33 protein-coding genes and 1 tRNA gene are annotated in these 19959 nt (G+C 67.6%); 30 read left to right on the top strand and 4 right to left on the bottom strand.

Annotated features, from left to right (window positions below; translation table 11 throughout):
* The first annotated feature begins 1 nt into the window (after position 1).
* From OXG79_12720 to dnaB, 8 genes are read left to right on the top strand one after another with little or no spacing between them, the layout of a single operon-like run.
* On the top strand, positions 2-292 hold the full coding sequence (locus OXG79_12720) for a hypothetical protein (GenBank protein ID MCY3784629.1): 291 nt from the start codon (positions 2-4) through the stop codon (positions 290-292).
* Entirely contained in the window at positions 292-1170 is an 879-nt protein-coding gene (locus OXG79_12715; protein ID MCY3784628.1) for a phage Gp37/Gp68 family protein, read from the top strand. The genes OXG79_12720 and OXG79_12715 overlap by 1 nt, the downstream gene beginning before the upstream one ends.
* Positions 1167-1400 carry a hypothetical protein gene (locus OXG79_12710; GenBank protein ID MCY3784627.1) on the top strand — a complete coding sequence of 78 codons (234 nt, stop codon included), beginning with the start codon at positions 1167-1169 and terminating at the stop codon, positions 1398-1400. The genes OXG79_12715 and OXG79_12710 overlap by 4 nt, the downstream gene beginning before the upstream one ends.
* Entirely contained in the window at positions 1397-3193 is a 1797-nt protein-coding gene (locus OXG79_12705; GenBank protein ID MCY3784626.1) for a DUF87 domain-containing protein, read from the top strand. The genes OXG79_12710 and OXG79_12705 overlap by 4 nt, the downstream gene beginning before the upstream one ends.
* Entirely contained in the window at positions 3186-3620 is a 435-nt protein-coding gene (locus OXG79_12700; protein ID MCY3784625.1) for a RusA family crossover junction endodeoxyribonuclease, read from the top strand. The genes OXG79_12705 and OXG79_12700 overlap by 8 nt, the downstream gene beginning before the upstream one ends.
* Positions 3583-4236, top strand: a complete 654-nt coding sequence (locus tag OXG79_12695) for a hypothetical protein (GenBank protein MCY3784624.1) — start codon at positions 3583-3585, stop codon at positions 4234-4236. Before OXG79_12700 ends, OXG79_12695 begins: the two co-directional genes overlap by 38 nt.
* Positions 4236-4490 (top strand): hypothetical protein, encoded by a 255-nt coding sequence (locus tag OXG79_12690; protein ID MCY3784623.1) that lies wholly within the window; start codon positions 4236-4238, stop codon positions 4488-4490. Before OXG79_12695 ends, OXG79_12690 begins: the two co-directional genes overlap by 1 nt.
* Positions 4487-5830, top strand: a complete 1344-nt coding sequence (dnaB, locus tag OXG79_12685) for a replicative DNA helicase (protein ID MCY3784622.1) — start codon at positions 4487-4489, stop codon at positions 5828-5830. Before OXG79_12690 ends, dnaB begins: the two co-directional genes overlap by 4 nt.
* Positions 5831-5838: 8 nt before the next feature.
* Here dnaB and OXG79_12680 read toward each other — a convergent pair whose 3' ends face one another.
* Positions 5839-6282, bottom strand: coding sequence for a hypothetical protein (locus OXG79_12680; protein MCY3784621.1), 444 nt, complete (start codon positions 6280-6282; stop codon positions 5839-5841).
* Between OXG79_12680 and OXG79_12675 the strand changes: the two genes are divergently transcribed.
* The 4 genes from OXG79_12675 to OXG79_12660 all read left to right on the top strand — a co-directional run bounded on the left by OXG79_12675 (position 6229) and on the right by OXG79_12660 (position 7459).
* Positions 6229-6357, top strand: coding sequence for an HNH endonuclease (locus tag OXG79_12675; GenBank protein ID MCY3784620.1), 129 nt, complete (start codon positions 6229-6231; stop codon positions 6355-6357). The genes OXG79_12680 and OXG79_12675 overlap by 54 nt on opposite strands.
* Positions 6357-6947 (top strand): hypothetical protein, encoded by a 591-nt coding sequence (locus OXG79_12670; GenBank protein ID MCY3784619.1) that lies wholly within the window; start codon positions 6357-6359, stop codon positions 6945-6947. The genes OXG79_12675 and OXG79_12670 overlap by 1 nt, the downstream gene beginning before the upstream one ends.
* Positions 6938-7011: transfer RNA gene (locus OXG79_12665), tRNA-Gln, on the top strand. The genes OXG79_12670 and OXG79_12665 overlap by 10 nt, the downstream gene beginning before the upstream one ends.
* A gap of 223 nt (positions 7012-7234) precedes the next feature.
* Positions 7235-7459, top strand: coding sequence for a hypothetical protein (locus tag OXG79_12660; protein ID MCY3784618.1), 225 nt, complete (start codon positions 7235-7237; stop codon positions 7457-7459).
* A gap of 31 nt (positions 7460-7490) precedes the next feature.
* On the opposite strand, the gene OXG79_12655 is transcribed toward OXG79_12660, so the two are convergent.
* Complete coding sequence (locus tag OXG79_12655; protein MCY3784617.1) at positions 7491-7940, bottom strand: hypothetical protein; 450 nt, start codon at positions 7938-7940, stop codon at positions 7491-7493.
* A 578-nt stretch (positions 7941-8518) separates the two neighbouring features.
* Between OXG79_12655 and OXG79_12650 the strand changes: the two genes are divergently transcribed.
* Positions 8519-9154, top strand: a complete 636-nt coding sequence (locus tag OXG79_12650) for a site-specific DNA-methyltransferase (protein ID MCY3784616.1) — start codon at positions 8519-8521, stop codon at positions 9152-9154.
* 53 nt (positions 9155-9207) lie between these two features.
* Complete coding sequence (locus OXG79_12645; GenBank protein ID MCY3784615.1) at positions 9208-9603, top strand: hypothetical protein; 396 nt, start codon at positions 9208-9210, stop codon at positions 9601-9603.
* 4 nt (positions 9604-9607) lie between these two features.
* Here OXG79_12645 and OXG79_12640 read toward each other — a convergent pair whose 3' ends face one another.
* On the bottom strand, positions 9608-9925 hold the full coding sequence (locus OXG79_12640; protein MCY3784614.1) for a helix-turn-helix domain-containing protein: 318 nt from the start codon (positions 9923-9925) through the stop codon (positions 9608-9610).
* 110 nt (positions 9926-10035) lie between these two features.
* Here OXG79_12640 and OXG79_12635 point away from each other — a divergent pair, with 110 nt between their 5' ends.
* The 13 genes from OXG79_12635 (at position 10036) to OXG79_12575 (ending at position 15674) form a co-directional block, all read left to right on the top strand.
* A complete protein-coding gene (locus OXG79_12635) occupies positions 10036-10506 on the top strand; it encodes a hypothetical protein (GenBank protein ID MCY3784613.1) in 471 nt (156 codons plus the stop codon).
* 106 nt (positions 10507-10612) lie between these two features.
* Positions 10613-10774, top strand: coding sequence for a hypothetical protein (locus tag OXG79_12630; GenBank protein MCY3784612.1), 162 nt, complete (start codon positions 10613-10615; stop codon positions 10772-10774).
* Positions 10774-11181, top strand: a complete 408-nt coding sequence (locus OXG79_12625) for a hypothetical protein (protein ID MCY3784611.1) — start codon at positions 10774-10776, stop codon at positions 11179-11181. The genes OXG79_12630 and OXG79_12625 overlap by 1 nt, the downstream gene beginning before the upstream one ends.
* Complete coding sequence (locus OXG79_12620; protein MCY3784610.1) at positions 11154-11513, top strand: hypothetical protein; 360 nt, start codon at positions 11154-11156, stop codon at positions 11511-11513. The genes OXG79_12625 and OXG79_12620 overlap by 28 nt, the downstream gene beginning before the upstream one ends.
* Positions 11513-11725 carry a hypothetical protein gene (locus OXG79_12615; protein MCY3784609.1) on the top strand — a complete coding sequence of 71 codons (213 nt, stop codon included), beginning with the start codon at positions 11513-11515 and terminating at the stop codon, positions 11723-11725. Before OXG79_12620 ends, OXG79_12615 begins: the two co-directional genes overlap by 1 nt.
* Entirely contained in the window at positions 11725-11976 is a 252-nt protein-coding gene (locus tag OXG79_12610; GenBank protein MCY3784608.1) for a hypothetical protein, read from the top strand. The genes OXG79_12615 and OXG79_12610 overlap by 1 nt, the downstream gene beginning before the upstream one ends.
* Positions 11976-12281, top strand: a complete 306-nt coding sequence (locus tag OXG79_12605) for a hypothetical protein (protein ID MCY3784607.1) — start codon at positions 11976-11978, stop codon at positions 12279-12281. The genes OXG79_12610 and OXG79_12605 overlap by 1 nt, the downstream gene beginning before the upstream one ends.
* A 76-nt stretch (positions 12282-12357) precedes the next feature.
* A complete protein-coding gene (locus OXG79_12600) occupies positions 12358-13134 on the top strand; it encodes a hypothetical protein (GenBank protein ID MCY3784606.1) in 777 nt (258 codons plus the stop codon).
* Between the two features lie 220 nt (positions 13135-13354).
* Positions 13355-13606, top strand: a complete 252-nt coding sequence (locus OXG79_12595; GenBank protein ID MCY3784605.1) for a hypothetical protein — start codon at positions 13355-13357, stop codon at positions 13604-13606.
* A 193-nt stretch (positions 13607-13799) separates the two neighbouring features.
* Positions 13800-14093 carry a hypothetical protein gene (locus tag OXG79_12590; protein MCY3784604.1) on the top strand — a complete coding sequence of 98 codons (294 nt, stop codon included), beginning with the start codon at positions 13800-13802 and terminating at the stop codon, positions 14091-14093.
* Positions 14090-14836: an N-6 DNA methylase gene (locus tag OXG79_12585; GenBank protein ID MCY3784603.1), complete on the top strand. Its 747-nt coding sequence runs from the start codon at positions 14090-14092 to the stop codon at positions 14834-14836. The genes OXG79_12590 and OXG79_12585 overlap by 4 nt, the downstream gene beginning before the upstream one ends.
* Positions 14837-14850: 14 nt before the next feature.
* Positions 14851-15072 (top strand): hypothetical protein, encoded by a 222-nt coding sequence (locus tag OXG79_12580; protein ID MCY3784602.1) that lies wholly within the window; start codon positions 14851-14853, stop codon positions 15070-15072.
* Positions 15072-15674, top strand: a complete 603-nt coding sequence (locus tag OXG79_12575; GenBank protein ID MCY3784601.1) for a hypothetical protein — start codon at positions 15072-15074, stop codon at positions 15672-15674. Before OXG79_12580 ends, OXG79_12575 begins: the two co-directional genes overlap by 1 nt.
* On the opposite strand, the gene OXG79_12570 is transcribed toward OXG79_12575, so the two are convergent.
* Positions 15660-15914: a hypothetical protein gene (locus OXG79_12570; GenBank protein ID MCY3784600.1), complete on the bottom strand. Its 255-nt coding sequence runs from the start codon at positions 15912-15914 to the stop codon at positions 15660-15662. The two genes, OXG79_12575 and OXG79_12570, sit on opposite strands and share 15 nt — an antisense overlap.
* A gap of 234 nt (positions 15915-16148) precedes the next feature.
* Here OXG79_12570 and OXG79_12565 point away from each other — a divergent pair, with 234 nt between their 5' ends.
* From OXG79_12565 to terL, 3 genes are all read left to right on the top strand, one after another.
* Entirely contained in the window at positions 16149-16694 is a 546-nt protein-coding gene (locus OXG79_12565; protein MCY3784599.1) for a terminase small subunit, read from the top strand.
* Positions 16695-16759: 65 nt separating this feature from the next.
* Positions 16760-17311, top strand: coding sequence for an HNH endonuclease (locus tag OXG79_12560; GenBank protein ID MCY3784598.1), 552 nt, complete (start codon positions 16760-16762; stop codon positions 17309-17311).
* Positions 17312-18360: 1049 nt separating this feature from the next.
* On the top strand, positions 18361-19905 hold the full coding sequence (terL, locus tag OXG79_12555) for a phage terminase large subunit (GenBank protein MCY3784597.1): 1545 nt from the start codon (positions 18361-18363) through the stop codon (positions 19903-19905).
* Positions 19906-19959 lie beyond the last annotated feature (54 nt).

Genomic DNA, 19959 nt, shown 5'->3' with positions numbered 1-19959 from the left:
CATGACCAGTCAGCAGCGAAGCGCCCTCATTCGCTTTCACAAGAAGGTGCGTAAGCACACCCACGACGTTCGCCATCGGTTCTCGTCTGTCGGCGTCGCTGACCTTGAGGACGTGACGCCAGAAGAGCAGGTCGTGGTGCTGGTCGAAGAAGTGGGCAAGCTGTCGCGGGCCGTGAATAAACTCAGGATCGCCACCGACCCGGATGCCCGGCAGGGGTGGGTGGCCGAGCGCGACCACCGCCTAGTCACCGTGGCGAGCGTCGCTGCGCGGATCGCCAGCAGCACGGGCTGATGGGCGACAAGTCGCGCATCGAATGGACGGACGCCACGTGGAATCCCGTCACGGGGTGCGACCGAATCAGCCCGGGCTGCGACAACTGCTATGCGCTGACCCAGGCTGCTCGGCTCCAGCGGATGGGCAACCGGCGCTACCAGCGGGACGGCAAGCCGCCGCGGTCGGGTCCTGGGTTCGGCGTGACGCTGCATCGCGACGTGCTGTGGAAGCCCTCGGGGTGGCGCAAGCCCCGGCGGGTATTCGTGAACAGCATGTCGGATCTGTTCCACGAGAGCGTACCCGCGGAGTTCATCGATCTGGTGTTCGCGGAAATGTGGATCGCGTCGCAGCACGTGTTCCAGGTATTGACCAAGAGACATCGCCGAATGCACGACGTCCTGACCTCTGCGGTGCGCCATCGAGAGGATTCCCTGTACTGGCACTCGCGAGAACCCGCGCCTCACATCTGGCTGGGTGTGAGCATCGAGAACCAGCAGTGGGCGGACGCGCGGATCCCGTGGCTGCTCAAGACGCCGGCGGCCGTCCGATTCTTGAGCATCGAGCCGATGCTCGGCCCCGTCGATCTCTCGGCGTGGATCGACGAGGGGGATTGGTGGTGCGACGCCTGTGACGCCTACGTGTCGGCGGTGACCATCGACGGCCAGTGCGCCAGCTGCGGCTACGACGAGGTGCGCTGGCATCCCGTCATCGATTGGGTGATCGTCGGCGGCGAGAGCGGCCACAAGCGGCGCCCGCTGGACAAGGACTGGGTGCGCGCGGTGCGCGACCAGTGCATCGAGGCGGGCGTGGCGTTCTTCTACAAGCAAGGCTCGGCCTTCTACTCGGGCCGCGACCGCGAACTCGACGGGCGGACCTGGGACGAGTACCCGGCATGACCGATCAAGCGAGTGGTGAGACACAGATCGTCTACGACCCGAGCGAGCCGCGATGGGGCCGCACCCTCCGCCTGCAGGTGGTCCGCTGCCACGACTGCGGGACCTTGCACACGATCCAACGCCCGGGCATGGATGGCCGGTATGAGGCCAAGGTGGAGGTCGAGTGCCTCTGCGGATCGACAAGCACCTACCGCGTCGATGGCATGTCGATTGGCCGGGCACGGCGATGATGGGCGCGACCGATCACATTGAACTCGGCCTGGGCGCTGGCGGACGCACGCTGCGCCTCGACGTTCCGCACCTCATTTCGACGCGCCTGCTCGTCCAGGCGAACAGCGGCGGCGGTAAGAGCTGGCTGCTGCGGCGCCTGCTCGAACAGAGCCACGGTGCGGTTCAGCATCTCGTGATCGACCCCGAGGGGGAGTTCGCGACGCTGCGCGAGCGGCACGACTACGTGCTGGCGGCCGCCGGCGACGGCGGCGATTGCCCCGTCGAACCGCGCTCGGCGCACCTGCTGGCGCGCAAGCTCATGGAACTGCGCGTGTCCGCCATCCTCGACATCTACGAGCTGAAGCAGCACGAGCGCATCGCGTTCGTGGACCGCTTCCTTACCGCGCTGGTGAATCTCCCGAAGCGGCTCTGGCATCCCGTGCTGGTGGTCGTCGACGAAGCGCACGTGTTCTGCCCCGAGCGCGGCAAGGCCGAGTCGGGCAGCGCCGTCGTGGATCTCGCGACGCGCGGGCGCAAGCGCGGCATGTGCGCGGTGCTGGCGACACAGCGGCTCAGCAAGCTGCGCAAGGACGCCGCCGCTGAACTCAACAACGTGCTGATCGGGCGCACCGGCCTGGACGTCGACATGGCGCGCGCCGGCGACGTGCTCGGCCTCTCGACACGCGCGGACCGGATGAACCTGCGGGGGCTGGATCCCGGCGAATTCTTCGCGTTCGGACCGGCCATCGCGAACGGCAAGGGCATCTACCGGCTGCGCGTCGGCGACGTCCAGACGTCGCACCCGACCACCGGCAGCCGACTGGCAACCGAGCCGCCGCCACCGAGCGACGAGATCCGCGCGGTGCTGGCGGAACTGGCGACCCTGCCGGAAGCCGCCGCGAAGGAGGCCCAGGACATCGAAAGCCTGCGGCGCGACAACGCGGGGCTTCGGCGCCGAGTGCGACAACTGGAGCGCACGTCGGGCCCCGACGACGCCGAGGTCGCGCGGCAGGTTGACACCGCCACCGCACCACTGCGAGCGGAACTGGATTCGGAGCGGGCGCATAGCGCCGGCCTGCAGGAGATCGTCGTCGGCTGGGAGCAGTACGCCGACGATCTAGATCGCGCCAGCGAGGCGCTCAGGTCCGTGCAATCCCAGCGGCCGGCCGCGCCGCAGTCGCTAGACGACCGGAGGCGCGAGACTTCACCGGCGCGAGTAGACACTACGCCCGCTCAAGGAAAATCGCCCCACGACGACCCAGCGAGCGGGTCCGACTGTGAGATCAACCCGCTCACCGACCTGACGCGCCCGCAGCAAGCCATCCTCGACGGCCTGGCGGTTCTACACGTCATGGGCGTCCATCCGGCGAAGCGAACCCACGTGGCCGCCTTCGCGGGCGCCAGCCCGCGGTCCAGTGCGTTCACGAACAATCTCGGACGCCTGCGCACGCGCGGGCTGATCGACTACCCCGCCAGCGGGATGGTCTGCCTGACGCGAGAGGCCGGGCATGCGGCGGCGGCAACGCCTCTGGCCGTGCCGACGCTGGACGTATTGCGCGACCGATGGCTAGAGCTGGTGACCGAGCCGCAGGCTCGGCTACTGCGCGCCCTATTCGAGCGGTGGCCACAGGCGGCACCGCGCTACGACCTGGCCGCCGAGGTCGGGGCGTCGCCGCGATCGAGCGCCTACGCGAACAACCTGGGGCGGCTGCGGTCGCTCGGCTTGATCACCTACATCAACGCCGGCGACGGCGAGCGCCAGGTGCGGGCTGCGGACGACCTGTTCAACTCGGAGGCCGGGGCCGGTGCCTGAGCCGACGCTGCAGGCGACGATCCCCGGAGTCCCGGAAAGCGTGAACCACTCCCACGGATTTGGGCGCGGGCGCGCGTGGCGGACGGCATCGACCGACTCATGGCTGAACGACGTTATTCGGCTCGTCCGGAACAAGGCGGTTCACCACAAGGGCCTGCGGTTTCGATGGAAGGCCGCCTGCAGCGCCGGCGCCGTGATCGCCATCACGATGACCTGGTACCGGCCGGATACCGAGCGCCGCGACTCCAGCAACGTGATCAAAGTCCTCGAGGACGGGATCGCAACCGCCCTCGACATTGACGACGAGCACTTCGAGTGGACGACCCGCCGGGCCTACGACGCCCGGAACCCGCGCGTCGAACTGACGCTCACACTCCAAGGGGGAGACGATGGAGAAGCCGGAGCCCCGGCCAGAGTCCGAGCCTGACTTCGACGACACGACCGTTGAGATCAGTTCGGGCGGGGAAACCGTCCGCACCACCCACGGCGAGATTCTCCGTATGGGTGAGAACCTGTGGACCAGCATCGACGTTCCCCCCAAGACCGCGTTCGAGGGCATCGCATTCATCGAATGCCCCGATGCCAGCGAGCTGGCCCAGGCGCTCCTGGCCGACCTCGAGAACGAGCACCTCACCACGCTGCGGCACAACCGCCCGATCATCGCGTGGTTCTGGAAGGCGACGCAGAAGGAGTTGGTGAAGGTCAAGGCGCTCGGCTCGAATTCGCTAGAGCGCGCCCTGCTGGCGAAGTACGACGCCGAGATTGCCGACGTGAGCTTCGTCGTCACGTTCGCCGCTGGCCTGTTGCCGCGGTCTATCGGGCAGCGGCATCTGGAGGCGATGTGCTACCACGCGCTGCGGCGGATGGAGTTCGACGACGAGTCGGAGGAACCGGCCCTCGCGCTGTACGACTACGGCGCGGGCTACCTGGACGAATTCGAGAAGTACGGCCCGTGGAATAGCCACATGGCCGAACTGTCGGCGGTTACGGATACCGAGCCGACGCAGGCGGTGATGCCGCTGGCGCCAGGGGCGGCGGCCTGATGGCTGGCAGGCAGCAGAACGGCGGTCAAGCGTTCCCGGTGCCTGGAATTCCGCCAGGGACGTTGTCTGATGGGCGCGTCATACCGAGCACCCCAAGCATCGAGGGCATGAGCCTCCGAGCCTATCTGGCCGGCCAGGTGCTAGCGGGCGGGATGGTAGACGCGTCGAACGCACCGGTCACCATCGCTAAAGAGGTGCTGGAAATCGTCGACGCAATGCTCGACGAGCTGGCGCGAACAGGATGGGACGCGTGACCACCGAAATCGAGCGTCTGCCGCCCCAGGACCTCAACGCTGAGCGCTCCCTGCTCGGGGCGCTCCTGATCGACGCGGACGCCTACTGGATCGCCGCCGACATCGTGTCGCCGGACGACTTGTACCGCGAGCAGCACCGGGTGATCTACCAGGCGGTCCAGGTTCTCGCCCAGCGCAACGTGCGGCCCGACGCCGTGACTGTTTCCGACGAGTTGCGGCGCGCGGGCAACCTGGACCTTGCCGGCGGTCCGCCCTATATCGCCGACCTGATCAACGCCGTCCCCACGGCGTTTCACATCGAGCACTACGCCGACATCTGTCGCCGGCACGGCACGCTTCGCCGGGTGATCCAGGCGGCTGGGCAGATGGTGTCCCTGGCCTACCGGCCCGACGCCGAGACGGACACCGTGATCGAGGAGGCCGAGCGGCTACTGTTCCAGATCGCGCGGCGAGCCAGCCAGAGCGAGCCGCGCCTGCTGGTCGAGGCGATCAAGCCCGTCAGCGACAGCCTCATGGAGACCGGCCAGGACGGCGGGCTGCGGGGGATCCCCAGCGGGATCGCCACCCTCGATAAGCTCACCGGCGGGTTCCAGCGCTCCGACCTGATCGTGATCGCCGCCCGCCCGGGCATGGGCAAGACCGCATTCGCGCTGCAGGTGGCGCTCCAAGCCGCCGCGCAGAACCAGATCCCCGTCGGATTCTTCTCGCTTGAAATGTCGTCGGAGCAGATCGTGTACCGGCTTCTGGCGCACCAGGCCGAAGTCGACAGCCTGCGCATCCGCGACCGGACCTTGACCGACGACCAACTGGATCGCGTGGTCAAGGCGCTGATTGCCCTGGGCGAGCACCCGATCCTGCTCGACGACACGCCGGGCATGTCCATCGTCCAGCTACGCAGCAAGGTCCGCCGGCTCTACATGGAGCACGAGGTCGGCCTGCTCGTCGTGGACTACCTGCAGCTGCTCAAGGGCGCTGGGCGCCGGGACAACCGGGTCCAGGAGGTGACCGAAATCACCAGCACGCTCAAGGAGATCGCGCGCGAGATGCGGCTGCCGCTGATCGCCTGCGCCCAGCTCTCACGGGCGGCCGAGGCCCGTGACAACCCCACGCCACGGCTCTCGGATCTACGTGAGAGCGGGTCCATCGAGCAGGACGCCGACATCGTGATGTTCCTGCATGAGCCGAAGTCAGAGGAGCATCCGTCGGCCTATCGCCCCCGGGATGTCCGGCTCACCGTTGCGAAGCACCGCAACGGGCCGACCGGCAAGGTCGAGATGCAGTTCGCGGGCTGGCGCGGGCACTTCAAGGAAGTCGAGCAAGCTCAGGAGCTGGCCGTCTAGTGGGCCTCCTAGAGCGCGGACTGGTCGCCAGTCACACACCAGACGCCATAGCTGGACTGGACTACTTCGTGCTCCTTGAGTTGGCCGACAAGGCACTTGGTGACGGCCATGTCATCGCGTCGCTTGACGAGATCGCGCGCGACACGCGGCTGAGCCTCCAGGACGTTGTTCTCTCTGTGCGGCGGCTGGTCGGATGGGGCCAGCTCGAGCGCGGCCAGTGGGATGATTGCCATCTCAGGCTGACGGTAGTCAAGCCGTTCGAAGCAGAGCGCCGGGCAGCCACTGGCCGGAATATTCGGCGACATCTCGACGTGTTGATTCTTCGGCAGGACGGCGCGTGCGGAATCTGCGGTGGGCGCTTGCCAGCGTTGAGGGAAGGCATCCACGTCGATCATGTGGTGCCGATGCAGCGAGGCGGCACCGACGAGATTCAGAACCTCCAGGCGGCCCATGCGTCGTGCAACCTCTGGAAGGGAACCCGGTTGATGTCGGAGCTTCCCGAACCTCCTGACTGGTTGCCGGGCTGATGGGCTACGACGAGATGGCGGTTATCCGCCGACAGACGCCGCCAGAAATCACAGGCACGGCCTATCACGTGCTCTGCGCTATGGCGAACTACACGACGCCCCTGGGGTACTGCTGGGTCACGCCGACGGACTTGGCGGCTGACGTCCGGGTAACCGACCGCAGCGTCCGGCGGTCGCAGTCCGCCATGGTCGAGGCGGGTGAACTCGAGGTGGCTGATTGGGACGAACTCCCGGCGGGCTTCCGCAAGCCCAAATACCACGGGCTGCGCACGCTCTATCGGCTTGTTCGTGTACGTCTCGCGAACGGGTTGAGCACCAACCCAACCCCGGACATATCGTCCGAGGTTGGCGAAGACGGCGGGGCCCAGATGTCCGCAACCCCGGACACCCTGTCCGCAACCTCGGACGCAATTGTGTCCAGGGTTGAAGGAATAGATAAGAGGGAAAACAAAGAAACCTTAAGGCCGGAGGCGCATACGCGCGAAGAGCCGGACCCGGACCCGGACGGCGAGCCGGTGCCGATCAGCCAGATCGCCGAGACCGTCCGAGAGGCGCTGGGAGCGAAGGCCGGGCCCGCCGATGGGGAGTAGCCAAGTGGTAAGGCACGGGACTTTGACTCCCGGAGCGCAGGTTCGATCCCTGCCTCCCCAACCACACCGCCGCGGCGGTTCGCGCCGCGCGGGATCCCTCGGGTGACCCGCAAGCGCCAGAGGCTATGCCGTTGGTGCGGGTGCGTGTTCGCTGCGACGAGCGATTCGGAGTGGGCCTGCTCTCGCCGATGCGACCGGCGCTGGCGAGGTTTCGACGTCCCCGCGGACCCGCCACCACTACCCCCCCCACCCGACCAGTGCGCACTGTGAGGGAACCGCGGCGGTCGGTGAGCGAGCGCCTGGACGAAGTGAGCCCGGGCATCGTCGACCGAATTCTCACGGCATACGACGCGACGCCCCACGGCGATGCGTCCGCTCGCGTGGCGGACGTGTTCGGCGTGACGCCAGACGTCGTGATCGCCGTCGTCCGGGAGTCCGTCGAGCGGGATATCGGTATCGGACTGCGGCGCCGGCGCCAGCCCGCCTTGTCGCCCGAGGATCTGGGCTGGTGACGCAACCGGAGCCAGCGTGAATGTCCTGGCTCTATGTGCCGGCGTCGGCGGACTTGAGCTCGGCGTGCGACTCGCCGTTCCCGAGGCACGAACCATCTGCTACGTCGAACGGGAAGCCTATAACGCCGCGGTCATGGTCGCGCGTATGGCGGAGGGTTGCCTGGACGAAGCGCCTATCTGGAGTGACCTCGGAACGTTCGACGGCCGCCCGTGGCGTGGCGTCGTGGATATCGTCACTGCGGGGTTCCCGTGCCAGCCGTTCAGCGTCGCCGGCCAGCGGCGCGGGCAAGAGGACGAGCGATGGCTCTGGCCAGATATCGCCCGAATCGTTCGCGATGTGGGACCGCGTCACGTCTTCTTGGAGAATCCGCCAGGCATCCTTGCTCCAACCGGACTTGGAGCCGTACTCGGCTCGCTGGCCGATCTCGGGTTCGCTGCGGAGTGGGGCGTGTTCAGCGCGGAAGCCAGTGGAGCTTTCCATCGGCGGCGACGGGTCTACCTCTTGGCCGACGCTGGTGGCGGCGGACGCCAGCCGAGCGAGCCGGCGATATCCAAGGGGCAACCCGACGTTGATGGGGGCGCTACTTCCGACGTTGACCGCACAGGAATATGGTCGGAACACGTCTCTAGGACCGAATGCCAGGGAACGCCCCTCGCTCCAACAGCTAATGCGGATGCTTCCAACGTTGACGGAGTCGGACGCCGAGAGCGGCCCGGGAAGTCAGGGGCGAGACGGCGGGATCAATCTGCGAACGGCGCTTCAGCAGATGCTCCCGACGCTAACGGCGCGCGACCATCGCAGCGGCGCCAGCAATATCACCCGCAACAGTCGGCCCTTGAGCGAGGTGCTGCAGAGGCGGTTGCCGACGCTCACGGCCTCTCGCCGCACCGGTCTGCAATCACACGGCAAGAATGCCGTCCTTGGCCTGATCAACCCGATGTGGGCGTGCTGGTTCATGGGTTTCCCTATCGGGTGGACCAGATTAGAGCCCTTGGAAACGGCGTCGTACCGCGAGTGGCGGCGCGAGCATGGCTGACGCTGTATAAGCGGCTAGTCGCGTGAGGCCCTTCTACGAGCACGCCGGCGTCACGATCTACCACGGCGACTGCCGCGAGCTACTACCCGAGATTGACGGCTACGAGACCGTCGTGACCGATCCCGTCTGGCCGAACAGCAGCCCGGACCTCGTAGGCGCAGATCGACCCGGCGAGCTGCTGGCCGAGTCGGCGCGCCTGTGGCGGGGCAAACGGGCAGCCGTCCACTTCGGATGCGCGTCGGACCCGCGAGTGCTGACGGCCATCCCGGACCGGCTGCCGTTCTTTCGCGTGTGCTGGCTCGAATATGCCAACGCCTCGTATATCGGGCGGCTCCTGCACGCGAGCGACGTGGCCTACCTGTTCGGCGAGCCGCCGGCGGTAGAGCCGGGGCGCGTGCTCATTCCGGGCAAGTGCATGGACCCCGATCCCAAGGGCAAGCAGACCGGCCATCCGACGCCGCGCAAGCTCGGGCACGTCGTCTGGATCGTCGGCAAGTGGACGGACCCCGCGGACACCGTGCTGGATCCCTTCGCCGGCAGCGGCACGACGCTGGTGGCGGCGAAGCATTGCGGGCGTCGCGCTATCGGCATCGAGATCGAAGAACGCTACTGCGAGATGGCCGCCGACCGGTTGGCGCAGGAGGTCATGGCGCTCTGAGGCGACCCCGGCTCGAACTGGCGCCAGTCTCGCTGCGCGACGCGTGCGCGTGGGTGGACCGCCACCACCGGCATCACCCCGCGCCACCTGGCGGAATCTTCGCCATCGCGATTGCCGAGCGCGACGAAATCTGCGGAGTGTGCATCGTCGGGCGCCCCGTCGCAAAAGGCTTGCAAGACGGCTGGACGGCGGAAGTCACCCGCGTGGCGGTTCGTGAGGGCGTGCCGAACGGGTGCTCGATGCTCTACGGGGCGGCGTGGCGAGCCGCACGCGCGATGGGTTATCGCAAGCTCGTCACGTACACGCTGGTAACGGAGCCCGGTTCGAGCCTCCGCGCCGCTGGCTATCGCTTCGTCGGGAAGGTCAGGGGACGGTCGTGGCATACGCCCAGCCGCCCGCGCGTCGATAAGCATCCGCTGCTCGACAAGAACGTCTGGGAGCGGCCGTGATCGCTCAGTCGCCGGCGTCGGCGCGGGCGCTGCGGACGATGTGAGAGACGTGCGGCTGCGTGATTCCGAATCGAGCGGCCACCACCCGCTGTGATTCACCGCTCGCCACGGCCGCCACGATGGCGGCGTTGCGCTCTGGCGAAGGCGACGGCCGGCCCCGCGGGCGCCGCGTGCGCTCGAAGGCGCGCAGGCTTCGTTCGGTGATCAGCCACGCCTTGCCGTGCTTGGTCGCCTTGATGCGCCCGTTGCGACACCAATGCGTCACCAGGCTCGGGTGAACGCCAAGCTCGCGAGCTGCTGTGGCCGCCGTATAAGTCTTCACGCTCTGAGAATATCAAAAAATTGTCGCGAAAACACGCGGAAAACGCTTTACAGGTGCTAGCAGTCACGCTATATTTAGCTATCAGTTGAGTCCCACAAGGGGAGAACGAGATGGCAACAGAGACGGCGACCGAGACCAAGCAGGCGACCGAGCAAGAGATGGCGATGGAGAACCTCCAGTGGACCATCGACAGCACGCGCAAGCAGTCGCAGAACGAGCTCGCGAGCTTCGCCGAGAAGCTGACCAAGAGCGGGTACGACGCAGCCCACGCCTTCTCATGGGGCGGCGACGCGCTCCTATCAGCAGCCCGCCTGGACGTCATCGAGAACGTCGAGCACATGGTGCAGCGGGTGGTCGATGAGAACCAGGACAAGCCCATCAAGCCCGAGAAGGCGCTGGCCCTGCTGGACGACTGGATGCTCCGGCAAGTCCGCGAGGGCGCACGCGTGAACGCGAGCACGAGCGGGATGAGCAACATCACAGCCCTGGCCCGAGCCGAAGTCGCGACCGTCTGGTTCGACGACCACGGCTGGGGTTCAACCCCGACCCGCCGCATGGTCGCCAAGGCTCTCGGTTGCTAACCGCCAACGCCTCCGGTGCTTCGGCACCGGCGGCGCTCTCGGGGCCCAAGCCCAGGCTTCGACCCCGAGACCGCCGAAAGAGCCGGCGGACCGAGGGGAGAACGGGATGGCCAAGACGAAGCGACAGCAGCGGCGGCGGGTGAACAAGCGGATCCGCCGCAGCGCCAGGGTTGCACTCAAGGGCAACCGCCCGAAGGTCGGCATCCGCGAGAACCACCGCCACAACCGCGCCGGCCGCTACATCGCCGACGTCGAGGTGCTGGGGTAATGGCCAGCAAGCGACACCCGACGCGGAAGTGCACCAGCCACCTCTGGGGCGATTGGGAGCCGACCGACGCCGGACACCGGCGGACCTGCATCCTCGCCGGCGCCGAGTACGACCACGTTCACTGCGACGCCGAGCAGCTACGCGAGACGGACGCGGACGGGAACGACGTCCTGATCGGCACGTTCAAGACGCCGGACACCTGGAGCGGCCGCGAGCAGGGCTGGCCGCTGTTCGAGGTCACGATCAACCGCCCCGCGACGTACGTGGATCTGCACCCGATCCGGACCAAGGTCTACGCCAGCAGCCCGGAGTTTGCGGAACACCTGGCGGTCAACGAAGCGGTCCGCTTGGGGCTGGTCTACATCGCCCAGACCGCCAAATGCTCGACGCGCCAGGCGGCGGCGTGATGAAGCAGCCGCTGCCGCTCCCCATGCCGGTGGGCATGGGCGGCGACGTGGGGGCCCAAGACTCTCCCCACTTGGACCCCCACGTCGCTGGAAAGGCCAGCGTGCGAAGGGAGCAGGAGATGGACGTGATCGTGGCCCCCGGCAGAGGCGGCCTGACCGTAACCGGACCGTACGACCCCGAATTCGCCGCCCAAGCACGGCAGATCGGCGGCCGCCGGATCCACGGGCGGCATCCCGCCATCGTCGGCGGCGAGGCTTGGCGCTTCGACCGGCGCGACGACGAGCTGGTCCGCGGGCTGGTCGGCGCCGTCTACGGCGTGGAGGTCAAGTGATGGCCGAGATAATCCAGCCCGGCAGCACCGTCCGAGTGAGCCACCCCAGCATCGAGCGCGGCGAAGACGACCGCGCCGCCGTGAGCGCCATGCGAGTCTGGGGCTCGAAGCTGATCGTCGAGATCGACCTGGGCCCCGAGCCGCTGGTCGACGACAGCTTCGGGCCGTGGAGCGACCGCCTGCCGGTGTTTGACCTGCGAGAGGTGGCGTGATGGCCGAGGCGACCCACGTCGGCCACCCCTGGCCGCCGATCTGCGGACTGAGCTGGGGGCCTGTCGCGCCGACGCCCGCCGAAGCGACGTGCCCGACCTGTCGCACCCGAGAAGCTCACGCCATCCGGCGAAGGGTCTACCTCACGATGGCGGACTCGGCTACGCAGCACGCGGCCTTCAACACCGATGTCCGCGCTCAGTCCCACGCCGCTCGCGTCCTGCGCCTCTTCCTCACGGGATTCACGGCCTGATGGCCGTCGACAGCGCACGCGCGCCGTTCGCCCCGTCACCCGAGGCCGTCGCGGCGCTCGCCGACGTGGCCGCGCTCTGGCGCGAGGCCTCCAGCCGCACGACCGACGCCCGACTCTCGGGCATGGCCGATGCGGTCGCCGCCTGCTGGGACCACGCGCACGAGCAGCCCACGCGCGACAACTACATCGCCGCGCTGACGGCGAGCCGCGTCACGCTCGCGAAGCATCCGGAGCTCGACGTGAGGTTGCCGGTGCCGCCGTGGGCGTCCCGGCGCCGACGTGAAGGGGGCGTGCCTATAGCCTGATCCGCCCGCGCGATGAAGCGCGCCCCGCGGCCATGCGACGGCCAACGGGGCGCTAGGGACCACCGGAGGAGGCCCCATGCCGAACGATACCTGTACCCCCGGCGACCGCGCCACGAGCGCCGCCGTCACCAGCGAATGGACGGCGGATATCCCGCCAGACGCCGCGTGGCAGATCGGGAAGCTGCTACAAGCCGTCGCCGGCGGCGCGGCGACCGATAGCTCCCGTCCCATCCTCGAGCACGTACGACTCACCTTCGCCAGCGACCGCGTGCGCATGGAATCCGCCGACGGATTCACGGCCATGATCGTCGATCAGGCGATGCCCGACTCCGGCAACAGCAGCGACGGCCCGATGGTCTACCTGCATCGCAAGGAAGCCGTGCACCTGGGCAGGGCGCTCGTCCGCCATCCCAAGACGAAGGGCGACGCGACGCTGCGAGCTACGCCTACGGACCACGGCGTGGACGTCACCGCGACGACCCAGCACAAGGGCCAACGGCAGGAGACCGTGGCCCAAGGCCGCACCGAGGCGGACTGGAGATTCCCGGACATCGAGCAGCTGATGCCCGAGCCGGACGCGGCGACGGTGGCGAGCGGCGCGATCAACCCGCTGTTCATGCAGCGCGTGAGCGCGGTCGCGCTGGCGATTGACGGTGGCCCGCAGGGGTGGGCGCGGCGCTCTACCCACGCGCCCCTGCGTCTGCAATCGGTGAGCGCCACCGGCCCCTGGCTGTTCAGAGCCTGGGGGCCCACCGCCCTCGCGCGAATGGCCGTCATGCCGATGCACGCAGATGCGCTGATGCCCGCGCCGACGTCACTGGCGCCGAACGGCGACGCCGGAGCTTCGAAGTGAGCGCCGCCGGCGCGAAGCCCCGCCGCTCGCGGCACGTCTATTCCCCCGTGTACACGGCGGGGAGCTTCAGCACACGGATCTGCTACCGGTGCCATCCCGAGGACGGCGGGAAGCCTTGCGGTCACCGTGAGACGACCCACCCGACGAAGCCCCGACGCCACGCCTCGAGCTGGTATCTCAATGAGCCCGCGATGTCGGGCTGGGCCGCGGACCAGCCGCGATGATGGTCTACGACTTCGTCCGGCATCGCGGCGAGGTGTACGCCGTCGAGATGCTGCCCAACGGGCACATCGAGCGCGCGGTAGGCCCCTTGACCGAGAGCCAACGCGACGGGCTGCCCGTGCCGCTGACGGCGCGGGCGCGGACGTACCTGGCGACGATCATCGCCCGCCGCGACCCCGCGGCGGCGCGGAACACAGCATCTGCGCTCATGGCCGAGCTGCGCCCGCGTGGGACGTATCGGGCGTCATGACGACCCCGGGCGCAGCCCACCGGCTTCGGGACATCTGGCCCGACATCGGCCGCGCCGTCGCCCGCTGTGGTCTCGTCGCCCGTCGTCGCCACAGCCCAAGGCGCGATTGGGAGTCGCTCGACGGGGAGCAAGTCATCTGGAGGCACAGCGCGGCGCACGCGAAGGGCTGCGCCGCATGCGAAAGGAGCGTGTGATGGCCGTCAAGCGCAAGCGACGCGTGCTCAATCGAGCGCGGATTCCCGGGGGTACTCGCACCCCTGAGGGTGAACGGTGGTTGGTAGATCCCATCGACCCGCCCAAACCCATCACGATCTACTTCGACCGCACGCCTGGGCGCAAGCGGGGCCGGCGGTGTCTCCTGCTGGCGCGCCTCGAGGGCGGCCGGCGGCACCGCGTCCAGATCCTTCACCCGCGCAAGGGCGAGCGCAAGATTCGTGAGATCCCGCCCAACTGGCGGCGCCCGGCGCCCATCGACCCGTTCGCGTGAGCGACTACGCCAAGCAGTTCCGCGAACACCTGGATGCCGCCACGGACGGCGGCAAGCTGCGCCAGTGGGAAGCATTCAGGGATATGGCCGACATGGGCTATTGCGCGCTGGCAAAGCCGTGCCAGGCTCCGGAGCGACGGCAAGCGTTCGAGGACCGTTACATGGCGAACGCCAAACGGTACAAGCGGGAGCAGCTCGACCGCTTCTCAGCGATGCTGGGGACGGCCGCGCTGGCCCTTGACGCGAACCCCGCGGACTTCCTCGGCACGATCTACGAAGAGGAGGGGTTCTGCGATCAGAAATACGGCGGCCAGTTCTTCACCCCGGAGAACGTCGCAGACATGATGGCGCGTATGATCATCGGCGACGGGAAGGACGCAGAGGAATCGCCGCCGGTGATCACTGTTTCCGATCCTTGCTGCGGATCGGGGCGGCTGCTACTCGCTGCCGCCAGGGAGCTTGAGGACCGGATCGCGTGGTTCGACGCGACCGACCTTGACCAGACGTGCCAGCACATCACCTACATTCAAATGGCCTGCGCCGGGATCGCCGGCGTGGTGCGGCACGGCAACAGCCTGACGACAGAGGTGCACGACTATGCGATCACCCCCGCCGGAGCGAAGCTGCTTGGCGGCGAGGGAGAGGCGAGCGAGTACCTGCGGGGCCGGCTCGCCGGGAAGCCGAGCGACGATCCCGAGCCGAGCGGGGATCCCGAAGTCGTCGGCCAGTTGGCGTTGCTGTGATCCGCCGAGCACACGTGACCATCGTCAAGCAGGCGGCGGTCACCGACAGGCCAGGCCCCGCCCAAATCGTGACGGTCGAGGCGCGGCATCTGCGTGAGGCGGCCGAGATTGCCCGCGACCGCGTCGGGCGCACGGGCGAGCTGCAGCAGGTGACCATCCGCCAGGATCACGGCGGGGTCGTCATAGGCCGCTTTCGGGGCGGCCGCGCCCGCTACGACGTGCGCTGGCTCGACTGATGGTCGGCGAGTCGGGACGTCCAGACCTCGCCGAGGATGTGTACTACTTCGAAACCGCCTGCCTGACCGAGGACGAGTGCGGCGCCCTCGGCTTTGCCTGGGTGAAGTACGTCGAGCACCGCTACGACACCTATGGCCGCCTGATCTGCACCGCGCCGCCGCCCCACGGCCCCGACTGCGGATACGAGCCGGCCGTCCACACGAACCGATGCGGCCACGTGCCCGTGACGACCGAGCACAAGTCGGCGGCGGACGAATGGGCACGCGCGGCGGAGCGCCGCGGCGAGACCGACGTGCGTGTCGAGTCGCTGGTGCGACAGCACGACTGCGGGAAGTGCCGTGCATGCCGGGACAAGCGCAAGCGCGTGCGCACCGGCCAGGTCGCGCTGTTCGGCGACGACTCGGAGATGCTGGCGTGCACCCAGCCGAATCGCGGGACGGTCTACTTCGTCACCTACGCGACGGACGACGGGCGGGACGCCGACCGCGAGTGCGGGTTCGTCGTCCTCGAGGAATGCGGCTGCCACCTGTGCGACGGGCACGACTGCCAGTGCCCCGATTGCCGCGGCCAGGACGAGCGCGAGGGCTCAGACGGGGCGTGAGGTCCCGGCGCTAGCCGGATTCGGCGCGGAATCCCCGGCCACCCCGTCGTACACGTCGCTGGCGTTGTCCCCGACGTGTTCCACGTCCACCGGCAGGCGATGCTCCCGGGACAGCTTCTGAGCGACGTGGTCGGCCTCGTCACGGCTATCGACGGGTCCGTGCCAGCGGCCTTGGTCGTCTAGGGGTTCCGCCGACACATCGACCAGGGCATATCCGCCGTAGCCCGTCGGCGCGATCACGAGCTTGTGCCTCGCCATATGAGGTGCCCCCTTGCGGCAGTCGGACGTGACGCTTGCTACAGCCGCCGCAATCCACGCGAGCCGACAAGGGGGCGTAGGGCGCCCCGTCCGACTGCTGACGGCGCTCGCGCCGAACCAGCGGCTGTAGCGCGGCCAGTCTATCAGCGGCTGAAATACACGGTGCGCCGTCGCCACCGCTCGACAGGACCCAATGGGTACGCATTAGAATCGGCCATGCCCAAGCTCACGGCGAAGCAACGGCGATTCTGCGAGGAATACCTCGTGGACCTCAATGCGACACAGGCTGCGATCCGCGCGGGATACAGCCGTCGCGGGGCCAATTCGCGCGGCGCACAGTTGTTAGCAAACGTAAGCATTGGGAACGGCATTCGCGCGGCCCTGGCAGCCCGCTCCGAGCGCACCGAAGTCACCGCCGACAACGTGATCCGAGAGTTGGCGCGGCTCGCGTTCGCCGACATCACCAGCGTTGTGAGCGCCAGCGGCACCAGCGTCACAGTGAAGGCGCTGGACGAACTGCCGCCCGACGTGACGGCGGCCATCTCCGAAGTGTCGAAGACCAAGGACGGCATCCGCATCAAGTTCCACTCGAAGACGCAGGCCATTGAGATGCTCATGCGGCATCTGGGCCTATTTGACGACTCGCTGCGCGTGGATGCGACGGTGACGGTGCGCCCCGACTTGTCGGCGTTTAGCGACGATCAGTTGCGGCAGGTGCGCGACCTACGGCGGCGGCTGCCGCCGCCAGTGAGTGACCCGTAACTGGTATAATGGCGAAGCGCCGGGGATTGCAGCCCCGACGCCTCTCACCGGAGGGATAAGCTCCGATGCCCGATCAGGGTACCCGAATCAGCGCGGACAACGTGCCGCACGGCACCGTCAACGCATACACCCACCATCACTGCCGCTGCGACGAATGCCGCGCCGCGTGGCGCGAGTACAAGAACCGCTACAACGCGGGCAACCGCGAGAGCGTGCGGGCGGCGTACCGGCGAAATCGCGCGGCCAATCCCGAGGCCGCGCGTGAGCGTGAGCGGCTTGCGAAGCGGCGCTATCGCGCCAAGCATGGCGAGAAAACACGGGCCGCGCGTAGGCGATGGGATGATGCGAACCGTGACACGGTGCGGGCGCACGTGGCGAAGCGCCGCGCACGTATCCGAGGCGTCGAAGTCCGCCCATTCCCACGGCAGTGGATCGCCACGCTCGTCTTTCAGCAAGGCGGCCTCTGCAACGGGTGCCGCCAGCCGTTCGGCGAGACGATGCCGCCGACGCTAGACCACGTGCACCCGATATCCAAGGGCGGTCCGCACGCGCCAGAGAATACGCAGGCGCTGTGCCTGTCGTGCAATGCGGCGAAAGGGGCGAAGGTCGCCGCGTGAGTGCGCAGGCTCGCCGCAAAATCGGCAACCGCTACACGTGTCGCGCTGAGGGGTGTTCGCGACGGTTCGTCAAGAAGCAGAGAGGCCAAGTGTATTGCTCGCCGGGATGCTGGCCGTCTAGAGCTCCGGGGTATAGCAAGGAAAGGCAGAAGGCGCACCGGCGTGCCAATTCCCCTGTAGCGCAGAGAGCACGGGCGATGAAAAACGGCGTCAGGGAAGATAGAGTCGGTTTCCGCCGCCCGAACAACGCGCCGACCATTCGCTGTGACCGCTGTCTTGAACGGCTAGCGCGAAAGAACTACTCGATGTGCCTCGCGTGCAGCCGATGCGTTGACTGTGGGGAGCAGAGGCCGCGCCCAGGGAAGGCCCGGTGTTCTGACTGTGCGGCGAAAGTGCGTCGATATAAGAGGGCGCGGCGGAAGCGTCATTCTCCCGAAAAACTGGAGCAGCGGAGGGCAAAGCAAAGAGCAAGGATGCGGGAGTACCGCAGTCACCCCGAAGGCAGGGCGCGCCTAGCCGCTAACAGCCGACGATATGAGCGCAAGCGGACGACCGCGCGGCGTCGGGATGCCAAGCGGTGCCAAGCCGTGCTCGACAAGCGCATATGCCACGCCCCCGATTGCGACGCACGAGTCATTGGCAAACAATCAAGCGCGCGCTACTGCTCAAGCCGGTGCCGTAACAGGATATGGGCGCGAGCCAAGGCCGCCGCATGACCGGTGAGACGCCACGCGCGTTCATTGACCGTCGCCCCCGGTGCCACGCCTGCCGCAGAGTGCTCGCCGAATCGGTCACTCCCCAGTGGCGCATTAGGTGCCGCGATTGCAGGGCCATGAACACCAGTTATGCCCGGCGCGCTTCGGGAATCGTGCATCACGACCCCGAGCCCTTATCGCCGAATTGACGGCGCTCGCGTGAAGCCTGCTAGTCTGGCGGGGCGGCCTGGGCCTGCTAGTCGTGAGCGCACGCGGGGCGGTCTTGGTTGTGAAGGACGTACACCCCGCAATCGCTCACGACTCTAGGCCGCGCTTGGATATCTCGGCAGTCGCATGACCCTCGACTTGGCGAGCCTGCAGCCCGACCTGCAAGCCGAGATCGCGATCCTGCCGCCCGAGTTGCAGGACGTGACGCTTAATCCTGAACCGTGGGAAGATCACGACCTAGCCGAGCGCAGCCTGCACGAGTTCGTCCGCCAGATGTGGCGCTACGTGGACCCCGCGCCGTTCCGTGACAACTGGCACCTGGGCGTGATCTGCGAGCACCTCGAAGCCGTTACGCGCGGTGAGATTCAGCGCCTCTTGATCAACATCCCGCCGCGTCACACCAAGAGCCTGATCGTGGCCGTCATGTGGCCGGCGTGGACCTGGATCCAGCGCCGAAGCGACTACGGGCTGCTCGCGGGGCCCGAAGTGAAGTTCATGTCGGCGAGCTATGCCCAGACGCTGAGCGTGCGCGACTCCGTGAAGTGCCGGCGCCTGATCGACAGCGCGACCTACCAAAATCGTTGGGGCCATCGCTTCCATCTCACCAGTGACCAGAACACCAAGATCCGCTTCGAGAACAACAAGGGCGGATATCGCGTCGCGACCTCGGTCGGCGGCGCGCTGACCGGCGAGGGCGGCGACATCATCATCGTCGACGACCCGATCAACGCCGTGGACGCCGACAGCGAGATCACTCGAGAGGCAACGCTCGACTGGTGGGACGAGTCCATGAGCACGCGCCTCAACGACCCCGACGCCGGGGCCTACGTGATCATCATGCAGCGCCTGCACCACCAGGACCTCACGGGGCACGTCCTTGACAAGGACCAAGCCGCGGATGCCGACGACTGGACGCACCTGTGCCTGCCAGCTCGATATGAGCATGACCACCCGCATCACTGGCACGGCGATATCCGTACCCAAGACGGGGAGTTGCTCTGGCCTGACCGTTTCTCCGAGCAGGCCATCCGACGACTCGAGTCCAACCTTGGAAGCTACGGGGCTGCCGGCCAGCTGCAGCAGCGTCCGTCACCGCGCTCGGGCGGCATGTTCGACCGGGCCTGGTGGGCCGATCAGTTCGTGGATGCCGCTCCCAGCGGTGGGCAAGCGGTGCGGGGCTGGGACTTGGCGAGCACGACGCGCAAAAAGTCGCCGTGGACGGTTGGCGTGCTTATGCGGCGAGTGGGGGGAGACTACTTCATCGAGGACATCGTGCGAGTTCGTGGCACCCCGCGGACAATCGAACGGACGCTGCGCACGACTGCAGAGACGGATGGGCACGGCATAACGCAGGACCTGCCGCAAGACCCCGGCCAGGCGGGCAAGTCGCAAGTCCAGCACCTAGTCCGCATGCTCGCGCCCTACGAGGCCCGCTACTCGCCGGAATCGGGTGACAAGACCGAGCGCGCCAAGGGGCTTTCGGCGCAGGCCGAGGCCCGCAACGTCTACCTAGTTCGAGGCGCTTGGAATCGTGCCTTCATCGAAGAGGCCGCCCTGTTCCCCAATTCCGACTACAAGGACCAAGTAGACGGCGCCAGCCGTTCGTTCCACCGCCTCACGCGACGCCGAGGCAGCCGTGGAATGACGGCGCCGGTGCTCCTGAACGCATAGCGTCCTGTACCCTTTGGGTATGGCGAACAAACGGCGGGCGAACCGTCGCAGGCC

The sequence above is a fragment of the Chloroflexota bacterium genome (genome assembly GCA_026706485.1).
GTDB lineage: Bacteria > Chloroflexota > UBA11872 > UBA11872 > UBA11872 > JAJECS01.
Note: the sequence above shows the minus strand (reverse complement) of the source record. Positions and strands in the feature narration are given on the sequence as shown.